This window comes from Pseudomonas sp. R28(2017) (assembly GCF_002112505.1).
In the GTDB taxonomy this organism is placed as follows: Bacteria; Pseudomonadota; Gammaproteobacteria; order Pseudomonadales; family Pseudomonadaceae; genus Aquipseudomonas.
Map to the genome: position 1 here is coordinate 532432 of NZ_NEHW01000003.1, position 24061 is coordinate 556492.

Genomic DNA, 24061 nt, shown 5'->3' on the forward strand with positions numbered 1-24061 from the left:
GAAATCAGATGAACGCTTTCAACTACCGCGACGGTGAACTGTTCGCGGAAGGCGTGGCCCTCTCGGCCATCGCCGAACGTTTCGGCACCCCGACCTACGTGTACTCGCGCGCTCACATCGAAGCCCAGTACCGCAGCTACACCGATGCCCTGCAAGGCACCGAGCACCTGGTCTGCTTCGCCGTCAAGGCCAACTCCAACCTCGGCGTGCTGAACGTCCTGGCGCGCCTGGGCGCGGGCTTCGACATCGTCTCCGGCGGTGAGCTGGAGCGCGTGCTGGCCGCAGGCGGGCGCGCTGATCGCGTGGTGTTTTCCGGTGTCGGCAAGACCCGCGAAGACATGCGCCGCGCCCTGGAAGTCGGCGTGCACTGCTTCAACGTCGAATCCACCGACGAGCTCGAGCGCCTGCAAGTGGTGGCCGCCGAGATGGGCAAGATTGCCCCGATCTCGCTGCGCGTGAACCCGGACGTCGATGCCGGTACCCATCCGTACATCTCCACCGGCCTCAAAGAGAACAAGTTCGGCATCGCCATCGCCGACGCCGAAGCCATCTACGTGCGCGCCGCGCAACTGCCGAACCTGGACGTGGTCGGTGTCGACTGCCACATCGGCTCGCAGCTGACCACCGTCGACCCGTTCCTCGATGCCCTCGACCGCCTGCTGGCCCTGGTCGATCGCCTGGCCGAGTGCGGCATCCACCTGCGCCACCTGGACCTGGGCGGCGGCGTTGGCGTGCGCTATCGCGATGAAGAGCCGCCGCTGGTGGCGGACTACATCAAGGCCATCCGCGAGCGCGTCGGCACCCGTGACCTGGCCCTGGTGTTCGAGCCTGGCCGCTACATCGTGGCCAACGCCGGCGCCCTGCTGACCCGCGTGGAGTACCTCAAGCACACCGAGCACAAGGACTTCGCCATCATCGACGCGGCGATGAACGACCTGATCCGCCCGGCCCTGTACCAGGCCTGGATGGGTGTCAGCGCCGTTGCCCCTCGTGCCGGCGAAGGCCGAGCCTACGACCTGGTCGGCCCCATCTGCGAAACCGGCGACTTCCTCGCCAAGGACCGCATCCTGAACCTGGCCGAGGGTGACCTGCTGGCCGTGCAGTCGGCGGGCGCCTATGGTTTTGTCATGAGCTCGAACTACAACACCCGTGGCCGTTGTGCGGAAATCCTGGTCGACGGCGACCAGGCTTTCGAAGTCCGCCGCCGCGAGACCATCGCCGAACTGTACGCTGGCGAAAGCCTGCTGCCGGAGTGACCCCATGCTGCTGCGCTTTACCAAGATGCATGGGCTGGGCAACGACTTCATGGTCCTCGACCTGGTCAGCCAGCACGCACACATCCAGCCCAAGCACGCCAAGCAATGGGGAGACCGCCACACCGGTATCGGCTTCGACCAGTTACTGATCGTCGAGGCGCCGAGCAACCCGGAAGTGGACTTCCGCTACCGGATCTTCAATGCCGACGGTTCCGAGGTCGAGCAGTGCGGCAACGGTGCGCGCTGCTTCGCCCGCTTCGTGCTGGACAAGCGCCTGACCGCGAAGAAACGCATCCGCGTGGAGACCAAGGGCGGCATCATCGAGCTGGACGTGCAGAACGACGGCCAGGTGTGTGTCGACATGGGCCCGCCGCGCTTCGTCCCGGCAGACATCCCTTTCATTGCCGACGAACAGGCGTTGAACTACCCACTGGAAGTGGACGGCCAGGTGCATTCGATTGCCGCCGTGTCCATGGGCAACCCGCATGCCGTGCTGCGCGTCGATGACGTGCACACCGCGCCGGTCCATGCGCTGGGCCCGAAAATCGAGAACCACCCGCGCTTTCCGCAGCGGGTGAATGCCGGTTTCCTCCAGGTCATCGACCGCCATCGCGCCAACCTGCGGGTGTGGGAGCGTGGTGCCGGCGAGACCCAGGCCTGTGGCACCGGCGCTTGCGCCGCAGCCGTGGCTGCCATCAGCCAGGGCTGGATGGACTCTCCGGTGACCCTCGACCTGCCGGGTGGCCGCCTGAACATCGAATGGGCCGGCCCCGGCAAGCCCGTGTTGATGACCGGCCCAGCCGTACGCGTCTTCGAAGGACAGGTTCGTCTCTAAGCGAGTAACCGCCATGACCGATCAGCCAGTACCCCAGCAGCCCGATGAGCTCGATGCCGATGCGGTGGTCGCCTACCTGCGCGCCCACCCCACCTTCTTCGCCGAGCACGACGAGCTGCTGATCGAGCAACGCATCCCCCACCAGCGCGGCGACAGCGTGTCGCTGGTGGAACGCCAGCTCAAGCTGCTGCGCGACCGCAACATCGAGATGCGCCATCGCCTGTCGCAACTGATGGACGTGGCCCGTGACAACGACCGGCTGTTCGACAAGACCCGCCGGTTGATCCTCGACCTGCTCGATGCCGGCAGCCTGGAAGAAGTGGTGATGGCCGTCGAAGACAGCCTGCGCCAGGAATTCCAGGTGCCTTTCGTCAGCCTGATCCTGTTCGGCGACAACGCCGCGCCCGTCGGCCGCTGGGTGAGCAATGCCGAAGCCCAGCAGGCCATCGGCGGCCTGCTCGGCGGCGGCAAGACCGTCAGCGGCAACCTGCGCGAGCACGAACTGGCCTTTCTGTTCGGCAAGGAGCAGCAGCAGGAAGTCGGCTCCAGTGCGGTTGCAGCTCTCGAATACCAAGGGTTGCATGGCGTGCTGGCGATCGGCAGCCGCGACCCGCAGCACTACAAGAGCAGCGTCGGTACCTTGTTCCTCGGCTACATCGCCGAAGTGCTCGGCCGCGTGGTGCCGCGCGTGACCCAGACCCTGCGTCCGGTGCGCTGATGGAACGCCAGCTGGAGGCTTATTGCGCACACCTGCGCAACGAGCGCCAGGTGTCGGAACACACCCTGCTGGCCTACCGCCGCGACCTCGACAAGGTCATCGAATACTGCAACAGCCAGGGCATCGCTGGCTGGGGTGCGCTGCAGATCCAGCAGCTGCGCCAGCTGGTCGCTCGCCTGCACCATCATGGCCAGTCCGCGCGCAGCCTGGCGCGGCTGCTGTCGGCGGTGCGCGGCCTGTACCGCTACCTCAACCGCGAAGGCCTGTGCCAGCACGACCCGGCCACCGGCCTGAGCGCGCCCAAGGGCGAACGCCGGCTGCCCAAGGTACTGGACACCGACCGCGCCCTGCAGCTGCTCGATGGCGGCGTCGACGACGACTTCATTGCCCGGCGCGACCAGGCCATCCTCGAGCTGTTCTATTCCTCCGGCCTGCGCCTGTCCGAGCTGAACAACCTTGACCTCGAGCAGCTCGACCTGGCCGCCGGCCTGGTGCAGGTGCTCGGCAAGGGCAGCAAGACCCGCGTGTTGCCAGTCGGTCGCAAGGCCCGTGAGGCCCTGCAGGCCTGGTTCAAGCTGCGCGGCATCGGCGGCCCGCGTGACAGCGCGGTGTTCATCACCCGCCAGGGCAATCGCATGAGCCCGCGGGCCATCCAGCTGCGGGTCAAGGCTGCCGGCGAGCGCGAGCTGGGCCAGCACCTGCATCCGCACATGCTTCGCCATTCCTTCGCCAGCCATGTGCTGGAATCGTCCCAGGACCTGCGCGCGGTGCAGGAAATGCTCGGCCATGCCGACATCAGCACCACACAGATCTACACCCACCTGGACTTCCAGCACCTGGCCGCGGTGTACGACAGCGCCCACCCTCGGGCCAAACGCAGCAAAGGCACAGACTCATGAGCATCAAGCTGATCACCTTCGACCTCGACGACACCCTGTGGGACACCGCGCCCGTGATTGCCAGCGCCGAGGTCGTGCTGCGCGACTGGCTCGAAGCCAACGCCCCCATTCTCGGCGGCGTGCCGGTGGAGCACCTGTTCGCCATCCGCGAACGCCTGGTGCAAGCCGAGCCGGGCTTGAAACACCGCATCAGCGCCCTGCGCCGGCGTGTGCTGTTCCACGCCCTGGAGGAAGTCGGCTACGGCGAGAAGCAGGCACAGGAGCTGGCCAACGAGGGCTTTGAAGTCTTCCTGCATGCTCGCCACCAGATCGAGGTGTTCCCCGAGGTACAACCGGTGCTGGAGATCCTGCGCCATCACTACACCCTGGGCGTGGTCACCAACGGCAACGCCGATGTCCGCCGCCTGGGGCTGGCGGATTACTTCCGCTTTGCCCTGTGCGCGGAAGACCTGGGCATCGGCAAGCCCGACCCGGCGCCGTTCATGGAAGCGCTCAGGCTTGGCGAGGTTGAAGCCGGTGCGGCGGTGCACATTGGTGATCACCCGGGCGATGACATCGCCGGAGCCCAGCGGGCCGGGTTGCGAGCGGTGTGGTTCAACCCGCAGGGCAAGGCCTGGACCGGGGAGCGGGCGCCGGATGCAGAGATCCAGCGCCTGTCCCAGCTGCCTGACATCCTGGCGCGCTGGCGCTGACAGGGGCCGCTGCGCGGCCCATTCGCGGGCAAGCCCGCTCCCACAGGGACCGTGCAGGCCCTGAGGCCTGTGGTGAACCTGTGGGAGCGGGCTTGCCCGCGAAGAGGCCGGCACAGGCAACCCAAATCCCCCAGGCACAAAAAAGCCCGCAGCGACGGCGGGCTCTTTTGCGATCAGCCACTCAGATAGGGCGGCTGCCGTACTTGTTGTCCGGCTTCTTGGGCGGGTCGGCGACCACGTTGGCCTCGACTTCCTGCACCTTGCCACCGCGCGAAAGGAATTCTTCCATCGCCTTGGCCAGGGCATCACGCTCCTTTTGCTTGGCTTCCATGCTCGGCATCTCGTCTACCGAGACAGCCGCCTTGGATTTGCCCTTGGCAGTCGGCGCCGGGCTGCTGTCGTCATCGCCAGCATCTTCCGCACCATCGTCAGCCGCCGCTTCGAGGCCCTCATCAGCCTCGTCTTCGTCGCCTACTTCGAGGTCATCATTTTCCAGATCGTCGTCGCTCATGTTCTACCTCATGACTTGCGAAAAGCAGGTTAGTTATAGACCAGTGCAGCCGTAGACCGGCAGCCACCAGTGAAAATTCAACTGGCCGTGGGTTAGGCCACTGCCCTTGGGTCGGCGCTCCTGATGGGAGGCGGCACCCAGCAGGCCCTGCTCCTGGCAGGACCTGACAAATCCTTGAACCCTGCTGGCCACACGCTAATGGCAAGCCTAGCAAAGGCTGGTAAAGCGTGTGGACTACTCGTCAAACACCCTTTGGCGCGCATTCTAGCGCGCCCGTGGAAAAAGCAAAGCTCCATAAACGCCCGATGACTTGTAAGTTTTTGGCCTACGTCGCGAACGTGAGTGATAAACCGTTTGCTCTGCGGGAAATCGTAAAAAACAGGCAAAAAAATGCCCGGCGAACCGGGCAAGTTTTTCCAGCGTCGCGGTTACAGGTTGTAGCCGCGTTCGTTGTGCTGAGCCAGGTCGAGGCCGACCGACTCTTCTTCTTCGTTGACCCGCAGGCCCATCACCACATCCAGCACCTTGAGGATCACGTAGGTGACGATGGCGGTGTAGGCCACGGTGAAGATCACGCCCTTGGCCTGGACCCAGACCTGGGCACCGATGTCGGTGACCGCGCCGAAGCCGCCCAGGGCCGGTGCCGCGAACACGCCGGTAAGAATGGCGCCGATGATGCCGCCAACACCGTGCACGCCGAAGGCGTCGAGGGAGTCGTCGTAACCCAGCTTGCGCTTGAGGGTGGTGGCGCAGAAGTAGCAGACCACGCCGGAGGCCAGGCCGATCACCAGGGCGCCCATCGGGCCCACGGTACCGGCAGCCGGCGTGATGGCGACGAGGCCGGCGACCACACCCGAGGCGATGCCCAGGGCACTTGGCTTGCCGTGGAAGATCCACTCGGCGAACATCCAGCCCAGTGCAGCGGCGGCGGTGGCGATCTGGGTCACCAGCATGGCCATGCCAGCAGTGCCGTTGGCGGCGGCGGCGGAGCCTGCGTTGAAGCCGAACCAGCCGATCCACAGCATGGCCGCGCCCATCAGGGTGTAGCCCAGGTTGTGCGGGGCCATCGGGGTGGTCGGGTAGCCTTTGCGCTTGCCCATGACCAGGCAGCAGACCAGGCCAGCGATACCGGCGTTGATGTGCACCACGGTGCCGCCAGCGAAGTCGAGCACGCCCCAGTCCCACATCAGCGCGCCGTCACCGCTCCACACCATGTGGGCGATCGGTGCGTAGACCAGGGTGAACCAGATGCCCATGAACACCAGCATCGCCGAGAACTTCATGCGTTCGGCAAAGGCACCGACGATCAGCGCCGGCGTGATGATGGCGAAGGTCATCTGGAAGGTGATGAACACGGCTTCAGGGAACAGTGCGGTGGCCGAGGTCAGGTTCGCAGGCGTGACACCGCTCAGGAACGCCTTGGAGAACCCACCGACGAAGGAATTGAAGTTGAGCACGCCCTTTTCCATACCGGTGGTATCGAAGGCCATGCTGTAGCCGTAAATGACCCAGAGAATACTGATCAGGCCAGTGATGGCAAAGCACTGCATCATCACCGACAGCACGTTCTTGGAACGCACCATGCCGCCGTAGAACAGGGCCAGACCCGGAATGGTCATGAACAGCACCAGCGCTGTCGAGGTGAGCATCCAGGCGGTGTCGCCGGAGTTCAGCGCTGGGGCAGCTGCTTCCTCTGCCAGGGCAAGCCCGGGCATTACGAGGGACAATAGGGCTCCTAGCCCTGCGATCTTACGCAGAGTCATGTTGTTTTCTCCTGGGGCGTTGGGTTTGGTGAGGCTTTTTTCGGCGCTTAGATCGCGTCGGTATCGGTTTCGCCGGTACGGATGCGGATCGCCTGCTCCAGATTCACCACGAAGATCTTGCCGTCACCGATCTTGCCGGTGTTGGCCGCCTTGGTGATGGCTTCGATCACTCGATCAAGGTCCTTGTCGTCGATGGCGACGTCGATCTTCACTTTGGGCAGGAAGTCGACCACGTACTCCGCGCCGCGATACAGCTCGGTGTGGCCCTTCTGCCGGCCGAAACCTTTGACTTCGGTGACGGTAATGCCCTGCACGCCGATTTCCGACAGCGACTCGCGCACGTCGTCCAGCTTGAACGGCTTGATGATGGCTGTGACTAGCTTCATGAAACTCTCTCCCGATTTGGTGGACTTGCCCCAGGAAAACAAACCCGTCTCAAGTCTAAGCGCAGCGGTTGGCTTTGTAACGCGTCGTCGGCATCCGGCTCCGCGTGCGCACTGCCTGGTCACAAGGAACTGCATCAGTGCATGGCTCGTACAGGTCTTTGCAGAAACCTTGCCAGTTCCGCTAAACCACCGGAAAACAGCGAGTTATGTGAATCAGTCGGGATTGGCCAGTCGCCAGCATGGTAAACATGCACAACTTCGGTGCGCGCCCGCCTGCAGCGCTGCTCGAAAAATGTGCAGCGGGCTGAGGCAATGGCACAGGTTGGCCCCGTGCTACACTGCGAGCCATTTCTCAGTATCAGTGGACAGCCCGACATGCTCGCGCCCAAAGCCCTTCTCGACGCCCTGAGCGACCAGGCCTCGCGCCTGTTCAGCAGCGATACCGCCCAGCCTCGCGCCGAACTGGAAAGCCAGTTCAAGGTGCTGATGCAAGGCGCCTTCAGCAAACTGGACTTGGTCAGCCGTGAAGAATTCGACAGCCAGATGGTCGTGCTGGCACGCACCCGTGCCCGCCTTGAGGCCCTGGAGAAGCAAGTCGCCGAGCTGGAAGCGCGGATGGCGCCAGCTGCGCAGGAATAAAACAATCGATAAGGAGTACGTCACCATGAAAGTCAGTGCCCGCAACGTCTTCGAAGGTACCGTCAGCGCCGTGCAGCCCGGCGCAGTCAATGCCGAGGTCGAGCTGACCCTCGCCGGCGGCGAGAAACTGGTGGCGGTGGTCACCATGGCCAGCTTGCATAACCTCAACATCAATGTCGGCAAACAGGCCGTGGCGCTGGTCAAGGCACCTTGGGTGGTGCTGATGACCGATGCCGACGGCTACAAGCTGTCTGCCCGCAACGCCCTGGAAGGTGAAGTGGTACGCGTAGGCGACGGTGCGGTGAACGCCGAAGTGGTGCTCAAGCTGGCGGGCGGCACCGAGGTGTTCTCCATCGTCACCCGCGAAGCGGTGCAGGAACTTGGCCTGGCCCCCGGGGTAAAAGCCACCGCCCTGATCAAGGCGTCGCACATCATCCTCGGCGCCAAGCCATAAAAGCTCCGGGGCCGCCGAAGCGGCCCCGACTTCGATCAGGCCGAAGCCCGCTGCTGGCCGGTGGCCTTGGGCGGCAGTTCGCTGGCATGCAAGTCGCCACGGAACAACGCCGCCCCGCACACTGTGAACAAGGTTTTCACCCGGCTGTGCGAATTGCGGATCTCGGCCTGTATTGCTTCGATGAGCGGATCGCTCGACTGCAGCGCAACGGCGCGATTGGCCCACTCGATTGCCGCAAAACGGCTCTGTTTACGCGTGCCGCAGCCTTGCATCCAGGCCAGCCCCAGTTCGGCACAGGCACGCGCGGCAACCCAGGCATCCGGGTGCTCGGCCAGCCCCAGCAGATAGTCGACCGCCTCGACACGCTCCTGCGCATCACCGTATTGGCGCAGCAGGATGCCTAGCTGCAATTGCGCCTTGGCATGCAGGTGCGGATGGCTCTGCGCGTCGAGCAGCCACCGCTTGACCGCCAGTACTGCCTTTCGGTCTTCCAGCCCCTGAGGGAGGCTCATTCGCTGGCGGGCCAGGTCGAACTTGGCCTGCGGGTGGCCAGACTCCGCCGCGCGCAGCAGCCAGTGCTCGGCCGCCTTGCCACTCAGATACTGCTCGGGAGTGTTGTCGAGCCAGCCACGATGCAGATCGTACAGCGCGATGGCGGCATCCGGCAGTTTCAGCTCCGCACAGGCCTCATACAGGAAATGCGCGGCCTCATGCAGGTTGGCAGCCCAGAGCAAGCGCGGCACTTCGAGCACCTCGAAGCCCTGCCCCTCGCGCCCGCACTGACGCCTGACCGCCAATCGCAACCACGTGCCTGCCTGCTCGACAGATTGCCCAAAGCCCCACAGCCCGAACTGATGCCCCGCAGCCCGCAGTGCGCAGGCCGCTGCCTGTCGACGGTCATCGCACAGCCGCTCGATGACGGTGCGCAATACCTGCGAATGGTCCTGCGCCTCGTGGAACAGCACCAGGCACACAAGGCTACGGAAAGGCTCGCCAACGGCCGGAACGAAGCCGTGATCAGGGTACAGCGCGACACTGTCGACAAAATCACGCATCGCACCGTCGTAATCGTGCATCGAATAGCGCCGCAGGGCGCCACGCCGGGCCAGCAGCGTAGCGCGCTCCCTGGGCCTGAGCTCGCGCCGGGCCCACTGGGCAAACGTTTTTTGCCAGGTCGCGACTTGTGGCAGTTGCCGGGCATGCGGCAGCCAGAATGTGCCTTCCAGGGCCAGCCAGCGAATCGCATTGCGCTGTGCTTCGGACCAACCCTGGCATAGTGGGCCGCTGACCAGTGCGTCGATCGCCTCATCGCTGCCGCCCCAGCGTGGAGTCTGGTAAGTGGCATAGGCCTCGATCGCCTCGAAGCAGCCGGGGAACCACGCCAGCGCATGGCGCAGCCAGTAATCCCGGGCATTTTCGCCTTGCTCATGCAAGCGCGCGCTCAACCCTACCGGCAACGTTTGCGGCAGCGCCTGCAAGGGGGTCAGGCCGCACCTGACCAACAGCGGCGCAGCAGCCTCCTGCACTTCCACATCGGCATGCGCGCTGGGCCGATAGCGCGCGAGCTTTCCAGCGAACAATTCGACCAACCAGCCGGGCTCGCGCAGGTACGCGCTGATGTGGAGCATGCCGATCACGGCGGCAACCGGTTGCACGCAGCACTCCATGGCCCGCAGGAAATGCGCCGCGCCTTTCTCGCAGGCCTGGTCGGCGGCCAGCCGGCGTTCTTCGCAGACCTCATCGGAGCCAACCTGCCCATGGATCTGGCAGGCGTGGTTGAAGCAGTGAAAACCCATCACCACGTGCGGGTGATAAGCCTTGGGGCAGGTATCGATCCAGGTTTTGAGGGTTTGCGTCAGGGCCTTGCCGCCCTGCATGTCGCAATCCAGCATGTAGCCTTGGACAGCCTCCAGGTAGACGGGGCACTCACCGGGGGGCGCCTGCCGCCACTGCGCCTGGAGCGCATCGAACAAGCGGTTGAGCTCAGTGAATTCATTGGCCTGCACCCGTTCCCGGATCTGCTGGCGGGTGCGAATGAGCGTTTGCACGGGCAGTACCTTAAGTCCATTTCAGGGTTGCGCTGCCATCCAATGGCAACACCTTTAGCTCTTGAACACTAAGCCATAGCCGGGCTCTTCGCAAAGATATTGGATCCAGTATTTGTCAGATTGTGTGAAACGACAGGAAAAAGCCCTGGTATGCAAAACAAAGTCGCATTTTTCTTGCGCCTACCTCGCAGAAACTCACTAGGCTTCGACAGGCCGCAGGAAGCGGCTCCAGATCCAGCGACAACGGAGCGTCCATGTCCCTCGCCCTCGTCCACAGCCGCGCCCAGGTCGGTGTGCAGGCCCCTGCAGTCAGCGTCGAAACCCACCTGGCCAACGGCCTGCCCCATCTCACCCTGGTCGGCCTGCCGGAGACCACGGTCAAGGAGAGTAAAGACCGTGTACGCAGTGCCATCGTCAATTCCGGGCTGAATTACCCACAGCGGCGCATTACCCAGAACCTGGCACCCGCCGACCTGCCCAAGGACGGCGGGCGTTATGACCTGGCTATCGCCCTGGGCATCCTGGCCGCCGACGGCCAGGTGCCATTACCCGCTTTGGCGGAAATGGAATGCCTGGGTGAGCTGGCGCTGTCAGGCAAGTTGCGCCCCGTGCAAGGCGTGTTGCCGGCTGCACTGGCGGCACGCGAGGCCGGCCGGGCCCTGGTGGTGCCGCGGGAAAATGCCGAAGAGGCGAGCCTGGCCGGCGGGCTTGTGGTGTATGCCGTGGGGCACTTGCTGGAGTTGGTGGCGCACCTTAACGGGCAAGTACCGCTGCCGCCCTTTTCCGCCAATGGCCTGGTCTTGCAGCAGCAGCCTTACCCGGACCTGAGCGAGGTGCAGGGCCAGGTCGCCGCCAAGCGGGCACTGCTGCTGGCCGCGGCTGGGGCGCATAACCTGTTGTTCACCGGGCCACCCGGCACGGGCAAGACGCTACTCGCCAGCCGCCTCCCAGGCTTGCTGCCACCACTGGACGAGCACGAGGCGCTGGAGGTGGCGGCGATCCAGTCGGTCAGTGGCCACACACCGCTGAGCAGCTGGCCGCAGCGGCCATTTCGCCACCCGCACCATTCGGCCTCGGGGCCGGCGCTGGTAGGCGGCAGCAGCCGGCCGCAACCTGGCGAAATTACCCTTGCGCACCATGGCGTGCTGTTTCTCGACGAGCTGCCAGAGTTTGAAAGGCGCGTGCTGGAAGTGCTGCGCGAGCCACTGGAGTCGGGCGAGATCGTGATTGCGCGGGCACGCGACAAGGTACGATTCCCTGCGCGCTTCCAGCTGGTGGCGGCGATGAACCCCTGCCCGTGCGGCTACCTGGGCGACCCCACCGGCCGTTGCCGCTGCAGTACCGAACAGATCGCGCGGTATCGCAACAAGCTGTCAGGCCCGTTGCTCGACCGCATCGACTTGCACCTGACCGTGGCCCGCGAGACCACCACGCTGAACAACCAGCCAAGCGGCGAGACCAGTGCCGCTGTGGCTACCAAGGTGGCCCAGGCCCGCGAGGTGCAGCAGCGCCGGCAAGGGTGTGCCAATGCGTTTCTGAACCTGGAGGGGTTGCGGAGCCATTGTCAGCTGGCAGCGGCGGACCAGGCTTGGCTGGAGACTGCCTGTGAGCGGCTGAGCCTTTCTTTGCGGGCAGCGCATCGGCTGCTGAAAGTTGCACGCACATTGGCAGATCTGGAAGGCAGCCAGGCGATCAGCAAAGGCCATCTGGCCGAGTCTTTGCAGTACCGGCCAGGGAGCAGCTAGACCTTTGGGGCTGCTTTGCGACCCCAAGATTCATCAGGAAAACTTGTCCCGACCGATCAGCCCCGAGACCGAATATACCCCAGGCCCGGTCAGCGCCAGTCCGCCATAAAGCGCCACCAGCAACCAGGCAAACTGCCCCTGCTCCAGCGACCAGTCCGGGTGCACCACCAGCAGCGCCACCAGCAAAACCGCCAGCACCGGCAGGCAGGCCAGCCGCGCGGCCACGCCCAGCAGCAGCAACACCGGGCACACCACCTCGGCAAACACCGCCAGGCCCAAGGTCAGCGGCGCCCCCAGGCCAAATGGGTCTTCGATGCGCTGCAACTCCCCGCTCCAGTCCAGCAGCTTGGGCAATCCGTGGATGGAAAACAGCAACAGCGCTGCCATCACCCGCATGAACAGCAGGCCGGTGGCAGTCAGCAGCGGTGATTGGGCGTCGAACAGGATCTTGAAGCGTTGCATGGCAAAGGTCTCGCGGTTCTATCAAGCCGATCAGCATTGCCCGATTGCCCGGCAAATGATTGCTCAGGTGTGCTCAATAAACCGCCAGTGCCGCTTCGACCACCTTGAGCAACGCCTCTTCGGAAAACGGCTTGCCCAGGCACGCCAACGCGCCATTGCCCAGCGCCGCCTGCACCGCGCCATCGTCCCAGTGCGCCGACATGCAGATCACCGGCAAGCGCCAATTCCGCCGCGCCAGCTCGCGTTGCACGTCCAGCCCGCTCACCCCCGGCATCCTCAGGTCGAGCAAAACGCACCCCGCCTCACGCACCAGGTCCGAGCCCAGAAACACGTCCCCCGCCGCGAACGCCAAGGTCTCGAACCCTGCCGAACGCAGCAGGTTGGCCAGGCTTTTGCGCACCGAAGCATCGTCATCGACGATGCACACCGCTCTGCTCATGCGCCGGACCGAGCCTCGATGACGTTGTGCATGGCCACCAGCTCCAGCAGCGAGCGGGACTGCATCTTGTTCATGATGTTTTTCTTGTGCACCTTGGTGGTCACCTCGCTGGTGCCGATTTCCCTGGCGATCTGCTTGTGCGACAGGCCACCCGCCACCAGCGAGAACACCTGGCGCTCGCGCTGGGTCAGGCGCTGGTACTTTTCCTCGACCTGCCGCGCATGCTGCCATTTGCGCCCCTCGACCACGGCACGGGCGCGTACCGGTTCGAGCAGCGCCAGCAGCTGGTCTTCGTCGAAAGGCTTGGTCAGAAACTCCACGGCACCGGCGCGCATCGCCTGGACCGTCATGGGGATGGTGCCGAAACCGGTCATGAACACGATGGGCCAGGGCAGCGCCAGCTGGCGCAACGCAGCCTGCACTTCAAGGCCGCTGGTTTCGGGCAGGTGCATGTCCAGCAGCAGGCAGGCGCAGGGGCTTTCCAGGCGTGCGTCGAACAGCTCCTCGGCACTGGCGAACAAACGGTGTGGAATGTCCTGCGAACGCAACAGACGGCCCAGTGCCTTGCGCACCGATGGGTCATCATCCACCACCAGCACAGGCACGTTGGCACTCTCGTCGCCCGTTTCGCCGCCATCGGACCCGGCGCACAACGGCGACTGGCCCAGTGCCAGGCAAGGCACCTCGAGGCTTACTTCGGCAGCCAGGCGATAGCCCCGGCGCGCCACGGTCTGGATCAACCCGTGATCGCCGAAGGCCTTGCGCAGCAGCGAAACCTGCACCTGCAGGTTGTTGTCCTCGACCACCGTGCCGGCCCACACCTGGCTGAACAGCTCTTCCTTGCCAACCACCCGGCCCTTGGCCCTGATCAGCGTGGCCAGCACCTCGAACGCACGCCCGCCCAACGGGATCGGCTTGCCGTCGAGAAAGGCTTCTCGCCGCTCCAGCGACACCTGGGCATTGCCTATTCGGATCATGGTTTCCTCGTGCGGGAGCGGGCGTTTGCGCAGCCCCGGGCAGCCTAGGCCAGCGAACGCGATCGGACAATTATCCCGAGGGATAGGTTGGTCTCAAAACTATACAAGCGCCCGCCAGCCGCCAGGGATTGATAACGGACAACAGCGTGCCCGTTCCTGCCAAGCCGGCTGCAAGCCGCATCCATGCTGGGCCCGCTGCGTATACTCGGGCGTCTGGATGTCGTTAGCAGGGGGTGCTAGATGCTCGATGAACGCCTCGCCCACAGGCCCATCGATTTTGATCAGTCGATCGACGAGGACTGGTTGAATCGTTGCGACATCACGCAACTGGGCCAGGAAGGCGACCTCAGCTACTTCCGCCTGCATGACCCTGCCACCCGCCAGGCCTGGATCGCCGTGCGCGCCCCGGTCGAGGCACCTGCAGCCTGCCAGCGCCTGGAACGTGACTACCGCCTGCAACTGGACCCACAATGGGCCGTGATCCCGACGGCCTTCGTCCGCTCCGCCGAGGGGCCGTTGCTGGTGTACCCTACCGGCCGCTCCATTGCCGACCTGATTACCCAGGGCCCGATCGGCCTAGGGCCATTCCTCGACATCGCGGTAAACGCCGCCAACGCCCTGGCCCTGGCCCACGAACACAATGTGCTGCACGGTGCGCTGCAACCGCAGCATGTGTGCCTGCAACCGAACCATCGGGTACGCCTGGGCTGTTTTCGGGCCGACACGCCAGAGCTGATCAGCGCTCAGGGCAGCGCGCTCGGCAACTGGGCCTATCTGGCGCCGGAGCAGATCTGCCCCCACGGCAGCAGCAGCGACCGGCGCAGCGATATCTATGCCTTGGGCGCGATCCTCTACCAGCTGCTGCTGGGCGAACTCCCGCTGGCCGGGCGCGATACCCAGCACTGGCGCCAGCTGCATGCCGGCGTTCAACCCCGCGCTGCCTGCGAGGTCGACAGCCAGGTACCACAGCCGCTGAGCGGGATCCTGGCCAAGGCGCTGGCCAAGGAGCCCGACGCCCGCTACCAGAGTGCGCGAGCCCTGACAGTGGACCTGGCCCACTGCCAACGGCAATGGGCCGCCGGCAAGCCCATCGCCGCCTTCGAGCCCGGGTGCGCCGATCCCGTTTCGCCCAGCCGTGAGCGCCTGTATGGACGCAGCGCCGAGCAGAAGGTCATCGCCTTGCTGCTCAAGGCCATGCGCCGAGACAGCAAGCCTCAGGTCCTGTTCGTCAACGGCGCTGCCGGCATGGGTAAATCGAGCCTGGTCGAGGCGTCGCTCAAGGCCAATGCCGAAGGCTACTGGGCTATCGGCACGTGCAACGGCCAGGAGCAGGCCGTGCCTTATGCGCCATGGGTCGAGATCCTCCGCTCGCTGACCACCCAGCTGCTGGCCAAGAACCGCCAGGCTCTCGACACCTTGCGCCGCGAAATCCTGCGCCGCCTCAAATGCCACGGGCGGCTACTTGGCCAGTTGGCGCCTGACCTGCAACTGGTCCTCGGCCCCCTGCCCGACATGCCGGAGAAACCTACCCGCCTTGCGCTGCAGAAGGAACAGCAGGCGGTCATCGCGTTCCTGCAGGTGTTCAGCCGCCCGGGCCACCCGCTGGTGTTGTTTTTCGATGACCTGCAGTGGGCTGATGATGCCAGCCGGCAGTTGCTGGCACAGCTGCTCGCCTCTCAACCCGGCAACCTGTTGCTCGTCTTCGCCCGGCGCGATGACAAGCAAAACGCCAGTAAGACGCTTGCCACGCCGGCAACGCTGGGCAGTACCACACTGAACCTGCGTCCACTGGCTGTCGGCGCAGTCACCGAGCTTATCGGCGAGCGCTACCACGTCAGCCCTGACGAGGCTTCGCAGGTTGCCGAACTGGTGCATGACAAGACCGCTGGCAACCCGTTCTTCATCAACCAGATACTCAGGGCCATGGTCGAGGACCGGCTGTTTACCTTCGATACCCAGGCCATGCGCTGGTCGTGGTGCCTGAAGGCCGTGGCCCGGCACCGCTATTCCGATAATGTCGCCGACCTGATGATCCACCGCCTGGCCCGCCTGCCAATGCCCCAGCGCGAAGTGCTGCGCATCGCCAGCGCGGCAGGCAGCCGGTGCGATGAGCGCCTGCTGCGGCGCCTGCTTGCGCCTTTGTCGGGCGAGCAACTGAAGGCCATGGTTGAAGCGGGTTTCCTGCTACCTGGCCAGAAAGGCCTGGGCTTCGCCCATGACCGGGTGATGGAAGCCGCCTACGAACTCACCCCTGCGCGTGATCGCGCCCAACTGCATACCAGCATTGCCAAAGCCATGTTCCAGGCTTGGCGCAGCGACTTGCAGGAGGCCGTGTTCGAGATCGCCAACCAGCTGCAACGCGCCAACCCACGCGGGTTTGCAACGGATGAGCAGGAAGTTTTCCTGCAGCTTCTGCATGACGCAGCGTTGCGCTCGCGCGACAGCGGCGCCTACGAACAGGCTGCGGACTACCTGCATACGTCCGAGCAGCTGTTGCACCTGGGTGCCACTGCACAAAGCCACGCCACACATGCCTTTGCCAACGCCTGCCTGGCTGCCGAGTGCGACATGCAACTGTCGCGCATGGCCGAAGCCCAAGGGTGGCTGACGGCATGCCGCCAGCGCGCGGGCTCGGCGCTGGACCAGGCGCGGGTTTGCCGGCTGCAGGCGCGCTTGCACACATTGCGCGGCGAATACCAGGCCGCCATCAGCAGCGCCGCCGCCGGCCTCGAACTGCTGGGTATCAACCTGGCCCGCGGTGTCGACCCGCAACAGGTTCACGCCTGCCATGCCAAGATTCAGACCCTGATCGAGGCGAAAGGCCGCCATTGCCTGGCGTCGCTGCCTCGTGCCGATTCGGAGCAAGTGACGGTCGCGATCAGCCTGCTGGCCACCCTGTCCTCATCATTCTTCGTGCAGGACGATATCGGCTTCCTGCACCTGGGCAAGCTCATGGAACTGTCGCTGCTGCACGGCGTGGCCCCTGGCAGCACCTATGGCCTTGCGTGGTACGGGGTGATGATCGCCGAGCGCTTCGGTAGCTACCACGACGGCCATGCCTGCTGCCTGGCTGCGCTCAAGCTGATCGAGCGGTACGGCTTCGAGACCGACCTCACCAGCGCCCTGCTGGCCCTTGACCAGGTCAGCGCCTGGACCTCGCCCATCGAATTCGCCCGCCACACCGCGCTGGAGGCGGTAGAGTCGACGCGCTTGAGCGGCGACCAGGCCATGGCCTGCTATGCCTGCAACCATCTGGTTTCCGACTCGCTGTTCATGGGCCGTTATCTGCCGGAAGTGGCCGAAGAGGTGGAACAAGGCCTGGCTACCGTTCGCCATTACGGCTACAGCGATATCGAGCAGATACTGCAGGCCCAGCAGGCATTCGTGGCCAACCTGAGTGGTGTACCCTGCACGGCCTCGCCCGCGCCGGTGAACTCGCCCACCACGCTGTTCTTCCGGCACCTGTTCAGCGGCATGTCAGCCTTCTACCTGGGCAATATCCCGCAAGCCATGCACAGCCTTGGCGCCGCCGGCGACAACGCCTGGGCGGCACCGGCGCACATCAACCTGGCGGACTATCACCTGTTCCACGGCCTTGCCCTCGGCAGCCCGGAAGCCCCCGGCAGCCTTGCTGACAAACTGGCCGAGCTGCAGGCCCTGCGCGAGCGTTTCGGCCACTGGGCCGGCTTCAATCCGGTGACGTTCCGCAACAAGCTGCTGCTGATCGAAGGTGTGATCGCCAAGCTCGAAGGCGACGGCCTGGCGGCCATCCGTTGCTTCGACCAGGCGCAGATCGCCGCCACCGCCGCCGGCTTCATCCACGAGCAGGCCCTGGCCCACGAACAGCTGGCCGAGGTGTGCATCCCCAGCGGCCTGATCTCCGGTGCCAACCTGCACCTGCGCATTGCCCGCGACTGCTTTCATATCTGGGGGGCGACCGGCAAGGTGCACCAGCTGGAGGCCTTGCACCCGTTCTTGCGCACGCAATCCGTCCAGGAGACCTCGCGCTCCACCCAACAGGCCAGGCTGGACCTGGAAGCCGGCATCGAGGCGGCCCGGGCGTTGTCCGAGGAAGTGCTGCTCGAAGGCTTGATCGAGACACTGATGGGACACCTCACCCAGCATTCCGGCGCCGACCACGGTGCGTTGCTGATCGTCAGTGGTGCCGAGTTCCAGATGGCTGCGCTCGCCTACATCGACGATGCCGGGCTGCACGTAAGCATGGACAACTGCCAGAAGTTCATGACCCAGGCGCCGCTGTCGATCATCAACGCCACCATGCGCACCAAGAAACCGTTGGTGCTCAATGACGCCCTGGGCGATTGCCCCGAGGCCTTCCGCCAGGAGCTGCACGCGCGCAACGCACGCTCGGTGCTGTGCCTGCCGCTGGTGATCCAGGGCGTGCTGATCGGCCTGGTGTATCTGGAAAACCGCCTGGTGCCGAACCTGTTCGGCAGCCAGCGCCTGGCCATGCTGGAGATCCTCGCCTCCCAGGCCGCCGTGTCGTTGCAGACGGCCAAGTTCTATACGCGCCTGGCCGAAGACAACCAGGCCCGTGCCCAGATGGAAGCGGAACTGCGCCGATCGCGCGCCGAACTTGCACGCAGTGCGCACCTGCAGGTGATGAACGAGTTGTCGGCGTCCATCGCCCACGAGATCAGCCAGCCACTGCTGGGTATCGCCTCCAATGCCGCGGCCAGCCTGCGTTGGCTCAAGCGCGCGGAACCCAACCTGAAAGAGGCGATTGCCGGGCTGGAAGACATACGCAATGACAGCGAACGTGCTGCCAACATCGTCCGCGCACTTCGCTCGTTGGCCAAGCAGTCGCCTATGCAGCTCAAGCCGGTCAAGGTCGACGAGCTGATTCGCGAGGTGCTGCGCCTGACCTCGGCCGATGCCGCCAAGTACGTGGTCGATGTGCAGACGCAGTTGCAGCCAGGGGTGTGCGTGATGGCCGATCCGGTGCAGCTGCAGCAACTGGTATTCAACCTGATCACCAATGCGCTGGAGGCGCTGACGGGGTATCGCAGTGATGGCGTGTTGCGGATTGCGTCTGTCGTTGCCGGGAATGTGGTCGAGATCTGCGTGGACGACAACGGGCCCGGCATTGCGGCGGATGAGCGGGAGCGGGTGTTTGACGCGTTCCATACCACCAAGGACGCTGGTCTGGGGATGGGGCTGGCAATATGCAGCTCGGTGGTCCAGGCCCATGGCGGGCGGTTGCAGGCGTTGGCGTCGGAGTATGGCGGGTGCCGGATTCGTTTCACTCTGCCTTTGAGCAATTCATAGCCGGTACCGGCCTCTTCGCGGGCAAGTCGGGGCGCCGAAGAGGCCAATACGGGTTTACCTCAGCGAGCGCTTAGCGCCGCATAGCTGTTCATCAGGTTGCGGTAGTTGGGAATCCGCTGCGACAGCAGGTTACCCAGCCCTTCGATGTCGTTGCGCCAGTCACGGTGCAACTCACAGGCCACCGAGAACCAGTTCATCATCTGTGCTCCCGCCTGGGTCATGCGCACCCACGCCGCCTGCTGCACGGTTTCGTTGAAGGTGCCCGAAGCATCGGTCACCACGAACACTTCAAAGCCTTCAGCCAGCGCCGACAGGGTCGGGAACGCCACGCACACATCGGTCACCACGCCGGCGATGATCAGCTGCTTGCGGCCGGTGGCCTTGATCGCCTTGACGAAGTCTTCGTTGTCCCAGGCGTTGATCTGGCCTGGGCGAGCGATGTACGGCGCGTCCGGGAACATCTCTTTGAGCTCTGGCACCAGCGGGCCGTTGGGGCCTTGTTCGAAGCTGGTGGTGAGAATGGTCGGCAGGCCGAAGAACTTGGCCAGGTCGCCCAGGGCAAGGACGTTGTTCTTGAACTCGTTGGGCGAGAAGTCCTGCACCAGCGAGATCAGGCCGGTCTGGTGGTCGACCAGCAGCACCACGGCGTCGTCTTTGTTCAGGCGCTTGTAATCAGGTTGGCTCATGGGGGTGACTCCTTGGGTTGGGAAAACGGGCCGGGGCTCATTCAAGGGCTTATCCCGAGGGGTTATACCGGCGGATAGAATCGGCTTAAGGATGGGCCTGCGCCTGGCGCCAGGCCTTGGGCGGCTGGCCGACCAGGCGGCTGAAGGCACGGGTGAAATGGGCCTGGTCGCAGAAGCCGCACTCCAGGCTCACGTGGGTGATCGGTACCTCGGTGGCGAGCAGGCGCTTGGCCTTTTCCATGCGTGCCAGCAGGCGCCAGGCCTGGGGCGAGAGGCCGGTGTTGACCTTGAAGGCGCGGGAGAAATGGCTGCGGGTGAGGTTGCACAGCGCAGAGACCTCGATGATCGACAGCGAGCTGCGCAGCATCAGTTCCTTGGCTTGGCGCAGCCGCGCAGGCGTCAGTGCGCCGGGCGTTGGCAGTGCCTCATGGGGCGTCCCAGGGTGCATGGCGACTCTCCTGTTCAATGCAGAAAGTCTCGCCGTCGGCACGTGACAAAGTCCTGAGCCAAACCTGAATTGTTGTTAATTGTGCGTTGCTGGCCCTGGCCTTTTGGCCGATACCCTAAGATGCGTTTCGTATTCAGCTTCAGGCCGCTGCTGGCGGCCGGCATTCAAGGCGATAGAGGTATGCAGGAAAAACACGCTCGACGCACCGTGGCCATGGTGCTGTTCAACGATGTGCTGTTGCTGGATGTGACTGGGCCGATGGACGCCTTTGCCATTGCCAACCGCTTCTTGCCTGAAGATGAACACTACCGGCTGCTCACGGTGGCCGAAGACCAGAGCCCGATTCGCGGCTCGTGCGGCCTGCGGGTCGTGGCCGACCTGAGCCTGGTGGAACTGCCGGGCAGTGTCGACCTGTTGCTGGTGCCAGGCGGGCCAGGTGCCTATGACGTCGCCTTGCCGCAAGTGGAGCGCTGGTTGCCCGAGGCCGTACGCGGCGCCAGGCGCTTCGGCGCAATCTGCACCGGGGTGTTCCTGCTCGGGCGCGCCGGGTTGCTCGGTGGCTATCGCTGCACCACCCACTGGAACTACGTGGAGCGGCTGGCACAGGCGTTTCCCGAAGCCAAGGTCGAGACCGAGCAGATCTACGTGATGGACCGCGACCTGATCACCTCCGGCGGCATCACGGCGGGCATCGACCTGGCGCTGGCCATCGTCGCCGAAGACCACGGCAAGGCGCTGGCCCTGGAAGTCGCCAAGGTGCTGCTGGTGGCGCGCCACCGCCAGGGCGGGCAGACGCCCTACGGGCCATTGCTGGCGGCGGTGCCGCGGGACGGCTCGCCGATTGCCCGGGTGCAGGCGTATATCGTCGACCATATCGACCAGGCGTTTACCGTGCAGAAGATGGCCGACCTGGTGGCCATGAGCGGGCGCAACTTTGCCCGGACCTTTCAGCGCGAGGTCGGCATCACGCCGTTGCAGTACCTGCAGAATGCGCGGATCGACCAGGCGCGCAAGCTGCTTGAATGCGGCGACCTGCCGTTGAAGGTGGTCGCTGCCCGCTGCGGATTTGGCAGTGACCGGCACATGAGGAAGGTGTTCTGCGAGCGGATCGGCATGACACCGGCGCAGTATCGGGCGCAGTTTGGCGGAGGGTGAGCCTGTCAACCAATTCGGGACAATGTTTCTTCCCGGGAGCAGATTGTCTGTGTCATGACCAACCTCCAGAATGGTCCGCCAAACTGTTCAAACGCTGCCCCGGCAGCTCATGGAGTACGAGCCAATGCCACACGAAGGCAGCCTTCTGCAAACCGCGGTGATCTTTCTGCTCGCCGCAGTCGTCGCCGTCCCCCTGGCCAAGCGCCTGCAACTGGGGGCTGTGATCGGTTACCTGCTCGCGGGCGTGGCCATCGGCCCGCAGGCCCTGGGCCTGATCCGCGACACCGAAAGCGTCGCGCACATCTCCGAACTGGGCGTGGTCCTGCTGCTGTTCATCATTGGCCTTGAGCTGTCGCCCAAGCGCCTGTGGCTGATGCGCAAATCGGTGTTCGGCGTCGGCACCGCCCAGGTGCTGCTGACCGGCGCGGTGATCGGCGCCATCGCCCTGTTCGGCTTCGGCCAGTCGCTGCCGGCAGCCGTCGTGCTCGGCCTCGGCCTGGCGCTGTCGTCCACCGCCCTCGGCCTGCAGAGCCTGGCCGAAAGCAAGCAGCTCAACGCGCCCCATGGCCGCCTGGCGTTCGCCATCCTGCTGTTCCAGGACATCGCCGCGATCCCGCTGATCGCCCTGGTCCCGCTGCTGGCCGCCAGCGGCCCGGACACCAGCCACGGCGACAGCCTGCAACACGGCCTCAAGGTGTTCGCCAGCATCGCCGTGGTCATCATCGGTGGCCGCTACCTGCTACGCCCGGTGTTCCGCACCGTGGCCCGCACCGGCCTGCCGGAAGTGTCCACCGCCACCGCGCTGCTGGTGGTGATCGGCACTGCCTGGCTGATGGAAGAAGCCGGCATTTCCATGGCCCTGGGCGCCTTCCTCGCCGGCCTGCTGCTGGCCGACTCGGAATACCGCCACGAGCTTGAGTCGCAGATCGAACCGTTCAAGGGCCTGCTGCTGGGGCTGTTCTTCATCAGCGTCGGCATGGGCGCCAACCTGAGCCTGCTGCTGCAAATGCCACTGGTGCTGCTGGGCCTGACCCTGCTGCTGGTGGCGGTGAAGCTGGCGTTGCTGATCGGCGTCGGCCGCCTGGCCGGTGGCCTGAACAACGCCAGCGCACTGCGCCTGGGCATGGTGCTGGCAGCCGGTGGCGAGTTCGCCTTCGTGGTGTTCAAGTTGGGCAAGGACCAGGGCCTGTTCGACACCCAGACCTATGACCTGCTGCTGATGACCATCACCCTGTCGATGGCCATTACCCCGCTGCTGATGCTTGGCTGCGCCCGCGCCCTCAAGCGCCCGCAACCGGCGCGGGAAGTGCCCGAGCAGTACAAGACCATCGATGCCGGCACGCCGCGGGCGGTGATCGTCGGCATGGGCCGCATGGGCCAGATCGTCGCGCGCATACTGCGGGCGCAGAAAATCCCGTTCATTGCCCTGGAGACCTCGGTGGACACCATCGAGATGACGCGCATGTTCGAACAGGTGCCGGTGTTCTACGGCGACCCGCTGCGCCCCGAGGTGCTGCATGCGGCCAAAGTGGGTGAAGCGGAGTACTTCATCATCACCATCGACGACCCTGAAGCCGCGATCCATACCGCTGAACGGGTGAAACGCCAGTACCCGCACCTGAAGGTGCTGGCCCGCGCGCGTAACCGCCAGCATGTGCACAAGCTGGCGGATGTGGGCGCCGAACCGATCCGCGAGACGTTCTACTCCAGCCTGGAGATGACCCGCCGTGCGCTGGTCGGGCTGGGCCTGAGCGACGAGCAGGCAGCGGACCGGATCGAGCGGTTTGCCCAGCACGACGAGGAAGTGCTGGAGGCCCAGGGGCTTGTGCGCGATGACCGGGCCAAGGTGATGCAGACGGCCAAAGAGGCGCGGGTGGAGTTGGCCCGGTTGTTTGACTCGGATGCGGATTAACGCGCTTTCCACTTATCGTGGGCGGCCTGCTCGGCCAGGTATTGGCGGGCAGCGCCCAAGCCGGCAGCCTCGAGTTTTTGTGCCAGTTCGAGTGAGATTGGCGCATGGCCGCTGAGCACGGCGGCCAGTTGGTCTTGTGGATAATCGAGCATTTTCGCCAACTGCGCAGTTGTCATGGCGAATTCGGGCATCACATCTTCGCGCAGTGATTCTCCTGGATAGGGAGGGTCAAATTGAGGCATGGCAAGTCTCCTGGATTAGCTTCCCGATGTTCTTCTCCTTTCGCGCTGGATATCAGTTCATAACGTCTGAGCGCGCTGTCAGAATTCTCCTAAATCCTTTTGTGCTATTCGGGTCGCTGCGCGGCCTCGATGGTCCGAGTCTCCGTAGCGTGTTGAGTAAAGCTCGTGAAGTGCCTGGCAGAATAAAGGGGGCCGGGGCTACCAGACACATGCCTTTATGACTGTGGCGCCTGTGAGATCGAGCGCCGCCCGCGCGGCGCATCGCGAGCTGCGCTCGCTCCTACGTTTGTTTTCGGCCAGTAACGCCTGTGACATGTGCGCGCGACCGCCTTGTTTGTACGACGCGATATCGAGTAAGTCGCCAAGGCGTTCGCGCGCCAATCCCCTAGGAATGATTGGCCCGAAACAAACGTAGGAGCCAACTGTCTTTCGCTTCCACCCGACCAACGCACATATCAGGGTGGGCAGGCGCTAAGTCTGCCTTCCCGATACACCTTCAAACTGG

21 protein-coding genes are annotated in these 24061 nt (G+C 64.6%); 11 read left to right on the forward strand and 10 right to left on the reverse strand.

Translation table 11 applies throughout. The features are described from left to right. Positions 1–8: 8 nt before the first annotated feature. From lysA to CAF78_RS07940, 5 genes are read left to right on the forward strand one after another with little or no spacing between them, the layout of a single operon-like run. A complete protein-coding gene (gene lysA / locus CAF78_RS07920) occupies positions 9–1256 on the forward strand; it encodes a diaminopimelate decarboxylase (RefSeq protein WP_085678438.1) in 1248 nt (415 codons plus the stop codon). A gap of 4 nt (positions 1257–1260) precedes the next feature. Next, complete coding sequence (gene dapF / locus CAF78_RS07925) at positions 1261–2091, forward strand: diaminopimelate epimerase (protein WP_085678435.1); 831 nt, start codon at positions 1261–1263, stop codon at positions 2089–2091. Positions 2092–2104: 13 nt separating this feature from the next. Further along, positions 2105–2809, forward strand: a complete 705-nt coding sequence (locus CAF78_RS07930; protein ID WP_085678432.1) for a DUF484 family protein — start codon at positions 2105–2107, stop codon at positions 2807–2809. After that, the gene (gene xerC, locus CAF78_RS07935) at positions 2809–3708 is read left to right on the forward strand and encodes a tyrosine recombinase XerC (protein WP_085678429.1); all 900 of its coding nucleotides are present in this window, start codon (positions 2809–2811) and stop codon (positions 3706–3708) included. Before CAF78_RS07930 ends, xerC begins: the two co-directional genes overlap by 1 nt. Beyond that, complete coding sequence (locus CAF78_RS07940; RefSeq protein WP_085678426.1) at positions 3705–4400, forward strand: HAD family hydrolase; 696 nt, start codon at positions 3705–3707, stop codon at positions 4398–4400. Before xerC ends, CAF78_RS07940 begins: the two co-directional genes overlap by 4 nt. A 181-nt stretch (positions 4401–4581) precedes the next feature. Here CAF78_RS07940 and sutA read toward each other — a convergent pair whose 3' ends face one another. From sutA to glnK, 3 genes are all read right to left on the reverse strand, one after another. Then, positions 4582–4911 carry a transcriptional regulator SutA gene (gene sutA, locus CAF78_RS07945; protein WP_056794110.1) on the reverse strand — a complete coding sequence of 110 codons (330 nt, stop codon included), beginning with the start codon at positions 4909–4911 and terminating at the stop codon, positions 4582–4584. Between the two features lie 428 nt (positions 4912–5339). Beyond that, positions 5340–6674, reverse strand: a complete 1335-nt coding sequence (locus tag CAF78_RS07950; RefSeq protein ID WP_085678423.1) for an ammonium transporter — start codon at positions 6672–6674, stop codon at positions 5340–5342. Positions 6675–6721: 47 nt separating this feature from the next. Continuing rightward, the gene (gene glnK, locus CAF78_RS07955; RefSeq protein WP_002555808.1) at positions 6722–7060 is read right to left on the reverse strand and encodes a P-II family nitrogen regulator; all 339 of its coding nucleotides are present in this window, start codon (positions 7058–7060) and stop codon (positions 6722–6724) included. Between the two features lie 375 nt (positions 7061–7435). Between glnK and CAF78_RS07960 the strand changes: the two genes are divergently transcribed. Together CAF78_RS07960 and CAF78_RS07965 are read left to right on the forward strand one after the other, a co-directional pair. Further along, on the forward strand, positions 7436–7699 hold the full coding sequence (locus CAF78_RS07960) for an accessory factor UbiK family protein (protein ID WP_008091866.1): 264 nt from the start codon (positions 7436–7438) through the stop codon (positions 7697–7699). Between the two features lie 25 nt (positions 7700–7724). After that, positions 7725–8153: a molybdopterin-binding protein gene (locus tag CAF78_RS07965; RefSeq protein WP_085678420.1), complete on the forward strand. Its 429-nt coding sequence runs from the start codon at positions 7725–7727 to the stop codon at positions 8151–8153. Between the two features lie 35 nt (positions 8154–8188). On the opposite strand, the gene CAF78_RS07970 is transcribed toward CAF78_RS07965, so the two are convergent. Then, positions 8189–10201: a DUF4034 domain-containing protein gene (locus CAF78_RS07970; protein ID WP_085678417.1), complete on the reverse strand. Its 2013-nt coding sequence runs from the start codon at positions 10199–10201 to the stop codon at positions 8189–8191. A 254-nt stretch (positions 10202–10455) separates the two neighbouring features. Between CAF78_RS07970 and CAF78_RS07975 the strand changes: the two genes are divergently transcribed. Then, positions 10456–11946: a YifB family Mg chelatase-like AAA ATPase gene (locus CAF78_RS07975; RefSeq protein ID WP_085678414.1), complete on the forward strand. Its 1491-nt coding sequence runs from the start codon at positions 10456–10458 to the stop codon at positions 11944–11946. A gap of 33 nt (positions 11947–11979) precedes the next feature. Here the strand turns inward: CAF78_RS07975 and CAF78_RS07980 are convergent, their stop codons facing one another. The 3 genes from CAF78_RS07980 to CAF78_RS07990 form a co-directional block, all read right to left on the reverse strand. Further along, the gene (locus CAF78_RS07980; RefSeq protein WP_085678411.1) at positions 11980–12408 is read right to left on the reverse strand and encodes a DoxX family protein; all 429 of its coding nucleotides are present in this window, start codon (positions 12406–12408) and stop codon (positions 11980–11982) included. Positions 12409–12481: 73 nt separating this feature from the next. After that, a complete protein-coding gene (locus CAF78_RS07985) occupies positions 12482–12847 on the reverse strand; it encodes a response regulator transcription factor (RefSeq protein WP_176247326.1) in 366 nt (121 codons plus the stop codon). After that, positions 12844–13824 carry a response regulator gene (locus CAF78_RS07990; RefSeq protein WP_085678405.1) on the reverse strand — a complete coding sequence of 327 codons (981 nt, stop codon included), beginning with the start codon at positions 13822–13824 and terminating at the stop codon, positions 12844–12846. The genes CAF78_RS07985 and CAF78_RS07990 overlap by 4 nt, the downstream gene beginning before the upstream one ends. Positions 13825–14064: 240 nt before the next feature. Between CAF78_RS07990 and CAF78_RS07995 the strand changes: the two genes are divergently transcribed. Further along, positions 14065–19113, forward strand: coding sequence for an ATP-binding sensor histidine kinase (locus CAF78_RS07995; protein ID WP_085678402.1), 5049 nt, complete (start codon positions 14065–14067; stop codon positions 19111–19113). Between the two features lie 59 nt (positions 19114–19172). Here CAF78_RS07995 and ycaC read toward each other — a convergent pair whose 3' ends face one another. Next, positions 19173–19799, reverse strand: coding sequence for an isochorismate family cysteine hydrolase YcaC (gene ycaC / locus CAF78_RS08000; RefSeq protein ID WP_004375560.1), 627 nt, complete (start codon positions 19797–19799; stop codon positions 19173–19175). A gap of 85 nt (positions 19800–19884) precedes the next feature. Further along, the gene (locus tag CAF78_RS08005; RefSeq protein ID WP_085678400.1) at positions 19885–20247 is read right to left on the reverse strand and encodes an AraC family transcriptional regulator; all 363 of its coding nucleotides are present in this window, start codon (positions 20245–20247) and stop codon (positions 19885–19887) included. A gap of 180 nt (positions 20248–20427) precedes the next feature. Between CAF78_RS08005 and CAF78_RS08010 the strand changes: the two genes are divergently transcribed. Both CAF78_RS08010 and CAF78_RS08015 read left to right on the forward strand, forming a co-directional pair. Beyond that, on the forward strand, positions 20428–21402 hold the full coding sequence (locus CAF78_RS08010) for a GlxA family transcriptional regulator (protein ID WP_085678397.1): 975 nt from the start codon (positions 20428–20430) through the stop codon (positions 21400–21402). 124 nt (positions 21403–21526) lie between these two features. Further along, positions 21527–23314, forward strand: coding sequence for a monovalent cation:proton antiporter-2 (CPA2) family protein (locus CAF78_RS08015; RefSeq protein WP_085678394.1), 1788 nt, complete (start codon positions 21527–21529; stop codon positions 23312–23314). Here the strand turns inward: CAF78_RS08015 and CAF78_RS08020 are convergent. Continuing rightward, positions 23311–23556: a HigA family addiction module antitoxin gene (locus CAF78_RS08020; RefSeq protein ID WP_085678391.1), complete on the reverse strand. Its 246-nt coding sequence runs from the start codon at positions 23554–23556 to the stop codon at positions 23311–23313. The genes CAF78_RS08015 and CAF78_RS08020 overlap by 4 nt on opposite strands. Positions 23557–24061 lie beyond the last annotated feature (505 nt).